The organism is Spongiactinospora gelatinilytica, assembly GCF_003236385.1.
Classification (GTDB): Bacteria; Actinomycetota; Actinomycetes; order Streptosporangiales; family Streptosporangiaceae; genus Spongiactinospora; species Spongiactinospora gelatinilytica.
This window is the reverse complement of the sequence record NZ_POUA01000519.1, coordinates 1-4,251: the sequence shown is the minus strand read 5'-3', so window position 1 is coordinate 4,251 and position 4,251 is coordinate 1. Positions and strand designations below refer to the sequence as shown.

The window sequence follows — 4,251 nt, the reverse complement described above, 5'->3', positions numbered from 1 at the left end:
GTTCTCAAGAAACGGGCGCGTACACCGTCGAACCAGACCAGCCGAACCGATCCAGCCCTTCGGGGCTTGAAGCCTATTCCTCATTCTGTTCGCCCCGTCTCCAGGGCAACCCCTCTAACTTACCAGGTTGTGTCCTGCTCCGCAAGCGGATCAGTCAAACCAGATGAGCTACAGGGAGACAGCCGCCCGCGCCCGACCACATGCCAACCTCACCGGAGTGATTCGGAGTGGTGTGCGCTGAGCTGCGCTGCTCCATAAGAGTATCAGGCCCCAGAGGTGGATAGAGCCGCATCGCCTACGCCGCCGGGGCTTCGCCCCTCGAGAAGTCCCACGGCCCGGGCACGGCGGGTCGGAGGCGAAGGGCGAGGTGGGAGAGGGGCGGCGACATAGACTGGGCCGGATGACGACTGACACGCCACCGGTGGCGAAGAGGGTAGCCAGCGAGCGGGTCCATCACGGAGACGCGGTGGTGGATGAATACGCCTGGCTGATCAACAAAGACGATCCGGACACCGTCGCCTACCTGGAGGCGGAGAACGCCTATACCGAGCACGTCACCGCGCATCTCGACCAGCCCAGTGACACCATCTTCCAGGAGATCAAGAACCGCACGCAGGAGACCGATCTGTCGGTCCCCACGCGTAAGCGCAACTGGTGGTACTACTCCCGCACGGTCGAGGGCAAGCAGTACGGCATCCAGTGCCGGGTGGCCGCCGACGGTGAGACCCCGCCGGTGATGGGCGAGGACGGCGGGCCGTTGCCCGGGGAGCAGGTGCTCCTGGACGGCAACGAGCTGGCCGGCGAGGCCGACTTCTTCGCCGTCGGCACGTCGGTGGTCAGCCCGGACGGCACCAAGCTGGCGTTCTCCACCGACTTCAAGGGCGACGAGCGGTTCACGCTGCGGTTCAAGGACCTGGTCACGGGTGAGACGCTGCCCGACGCGATCCCCGGCATCTCCTACGGCGGCACCTGGTCGGCCGACGGCACCACGTTCTTCTACACGGTCGTGGACGACGCCTGGCGGCCGTACCGGCTGTACCGGCACACGGTAGGCGGCCCGGCCGACTCCGACGTGCTGGTCTACGAGGAGAACGACGAGCGGTTCTGGGTCGGGATCGGGCTGACCCGGAGTGAGCGCTACCTGATGCTCAACGTCGGCAGCAAGATCACCAGTGAGGTCCGGATTCTCGACGCGGCCGACCCGGCCGGGGAGTTCGAGCTGGTCCGGCCGCGTAAGACCGGAGTGGAGTACGGCCTGGACCACGCCGAGGACGGCTTCCTGGTCCTGCACAACGACGGCGCTGAGAACTTCGAGCTGGCCACCGCCCCGGTCGACGATCCCGGGGTGTGGACGCCGCTGATCGCGCATCGCGAGGACACGCGGCTGCTGGACGTGGACGCGTTCGCGACGCACACCGTGGTCCACTTCCGGCGGGACGGCCTCACCGGGATCAGGATCATGCCGCGCGACGGCGAGCCGTACGAGATCGAGTTCCCCGAGCCGCTCTACACGGCCGAGCCCGGCGGCAACCCCGAGTTCCACACCGCGCGGCTGCGGCTGGGCTACACCAGCATGGTGACGCCGCCGTCGGTGTACGACTACGACCTGGCCGCGCGCGAGCTGATCCTGCTGAAGCAGCGGCCGGTGCTGGGCGGCTTCGACCCGGCCGACTACGAGCAGCACCGGGAGTGGGCGACGGCCGAGGACGGCACGCGGGTGCCGATCTCGATCGTGACGCGCCGGGGCACGCCGCGGCCCGCGCCGATGGTGCTGTACGGCTACGGCAGCTACGAGATGTCGGTCGACCCGGCGTTCTCGGTGGCCAGGCTCAGCCTGCTCGACCGGGGGGTGATCTTCGCGGTCGCGCACATCAGGGGCGGCGGTGAGATGGGCCGCCGGTGGTACGAGGAGGGCAAGCTCACCCGGAAGAAGAACACGTTCTCCGACTTCGTGGCCTGCGCCAGGCACCTGAAGGCGTCCGGCTGGGCGGGTGACGTCATCGTGCGCGGCGGGTCCGCGGGCGGGCTGCTGATGGGCGCGGCGGCGAACCTCGCCCCCGGGGAGTTCGCGGGCGTGGTGGCCGAGGTGCCGTTCGTGGACGCGTTGAACACGATCCTCGACCCGTCGCTGCCGCTCACCGTCATCGAATGGGACGAGTGGGGCGATCCCCTGCACAACGCCGACGTCTACGCGTACATGAAGTCGTACTCGCCGTACGAGAACGTCGAGCCCGCGACCTACCCGCCGATCCTGGCGATCACCAGCCTCAACGACACCCGGGTCTTCTACCACGAGCCGGCCAAGTGGATCGCGCGGCTGCGGGCCACCGCGAGCGGCGGCCCGTTCCTGCTGAAGACGCAGATGGGCGCGGGTCACGGCGGGCGCAGCGGGCGGTACGACTCCTGGCGCGAGGAGGCGTTCACGCTGTCGTGGATTCTCGACCGGCTCGGCGTCCGCGAGGTCACCGGCCCGGAGGCCACCGTAGAACCGGTCGGGTAGGACCGGCTCAGCAGTCGGGTAAGACCGGCTCAGATGGCCTTGTGGCGTTGCAGCCAGGTGAACGACGCCCAGCCGGGCAGCACCGGCAGCCAGAAGGTCAGCAGCCGGAACAACAGCACCGCGGAGGTGGCGACCCCCGGGTTCACCCCCGACAGGGTCAGGCCGGCCATCAGTGCCGTCTCCACCGCGCCCAGGCCGCCCGGCGTGGGCGCGGCGGAGCCGATCGCGTTGCCGGCCAGGAACACCACGGCGACCGCCGCGAAGCTCATGTCGTGACCGAACGCGCGCACGCAGGCGTCCAGGCACACCACGAAGGTCAGCGTGAGCAGCAGCGTGCCCGTCACGCTCTGCACGATCCGGCGCGGCGACTGGAGCACGTCCAGCAGCCGGGGTACCACGCCGGAGAACAGCGAACGGACCCGCGTGCTGATCATCCGGCGCAGCGGAGACACGCCGAGCACGACGACGATCGCCACGGACACGGCCAGCAGCACGATCAGCAGGGTCCTGGACGGCGTGAGCGAGGCCGCCGCGTCGCTGCCGGTCACGTAGGCGAAGAAGAGCAGCAGCGCGATGTGGAAGGCCAGCCCGATGAGCTGGGAGGCGCCCACGCTGGCCACCGCCAGCCCCGGCGGGATGCCGCGTTTTTGCAGGTAGCGGGTGTTGAGCGCGACGCTGCTCACCGCCGCGGGCGCGACCAGCTTCACGAACGACCCGGCGAACTGCACCATCACCGTACGGCCGAGCGGCAGCGACTCCGGCACGAAGCCTTTGATCATCAGGGCCGCCGCCACGTAGCTCAGCCCGGCGGCGACCAGCGCGATGCCGGTCCAGGCCCACTCGGCCGTGGTCAGCACCCTGACGAAGTCGACCTGGCCGAGCTGGGAAAGCAACAGGTAGGCGGCCAGTGCGCTGCCGATGATGGTCACCAGCGTGCGCGGCCGGAAGCGTTCCAGGCGTACCTGGGCCACCACGCCGGGCGGCTTCAGCTCGACGATCTGCTCGCGGACCGCCGACAGGAGCTTCTTGTCCTTGCCCCGCAGGGCCGACCTGGTCTGCCTGGTCAGCGCGATGCGCTGGAGCAGCGGGAGCGCGCCGGCGAGGGCGTCGGGGCCGAGTACGGCGGCGGCGGTGGCCACCGAACGCTCGGGCCCGACCCGGAGCGCCAGGTAGGTGAGGCACTGGGCGATGTCGAGGCGGAGCAGGAGGTCGCCGGCCGCGATCTCGCCGCTGCGCGCGTCCACCAGCACGACATGTCCGGACTTGTCGAGATGGATGCTCTCGCCTTCCAGCCGCCGGTGGGCCAGCCGCTGCGCCTGGAAGAGCCGCACCTGCTGCCAGACCTCGGTGAGCACGTCGTCGGTGATCTCGTCGTCCGGGACGTCCTCAAGTGCCCTGGTGTCCAGGTGCTCGTAGATGAGCAGCGCGGCCTCGGTGCCGACCTCGCTGGTGCCGAGCAGTCTTGGCGTGTTCGCGCCGGCGGCCTTGGCGGCGTAGGCCATCAGGGCCTCGCGCTCCAGCTCGGCGCGCAGCGAGCGGATGGCCCGCCTGCGGGTCTCGCTGGCCAGCAGCAACCGCCGCCAGAGCCGGTAGACCAGGCCGGCCACCTGGCGGTCGCGGTCGAGCACGGTTACATCGACCCGGCGCTCCTCCTCATCCTCTTCGGTGGTCACCGCGTACCGGCGGCTGCCCTGCACGTCGTCGTCGATCTTGCGGGCCTTGGTGGGCGCGTAGCCCAGCCGGCGCAGGGC

General features: G+C 69.8%; 2 protein-coding genes. One reads left to right on the top strand and one right to left on the bottom strand.

From position 1 onward, the window contains the following. Positions 1 to 400: 400 nt before the first annotated feature. The gene (locus tag C1I98_RS36075) at positions 401 to 2,500 is read left to right on the top strand and encodes a S9 family peptidase (RefSeq protein WP_111171774.1); all 2,100 of its coding nucleotides are present in this window, start codon (positions 401 to 403) and stop codon (positions 2,498 to 2,500) included. A gap of 29 nt (positions 2,501 to 2,529) precedes the next feature. Here the strand turns inward: C1I98_RS36075 and C1I98_RS36070 are convergent. Continuing rightward, the coding region (locus tag C1I98_RS36070) for a lysylphosphatidylglycerol synthase transmembrane domain-containing protein (protein WP_111171773.1) at positions 2,530 to 4,251 on the bottom strand (1,722 nt) is incomplete at its 5' end.

Excerpts from the sequence above, each read along its gene's own strand:
- C1I98_RS36075 (WP_111171774.1), top strand. The coding sequence starts at position 401 with ATGACGACTGACACGCCACCGGTGGCGAAGAGGGTAGCCAGCGAGCGG.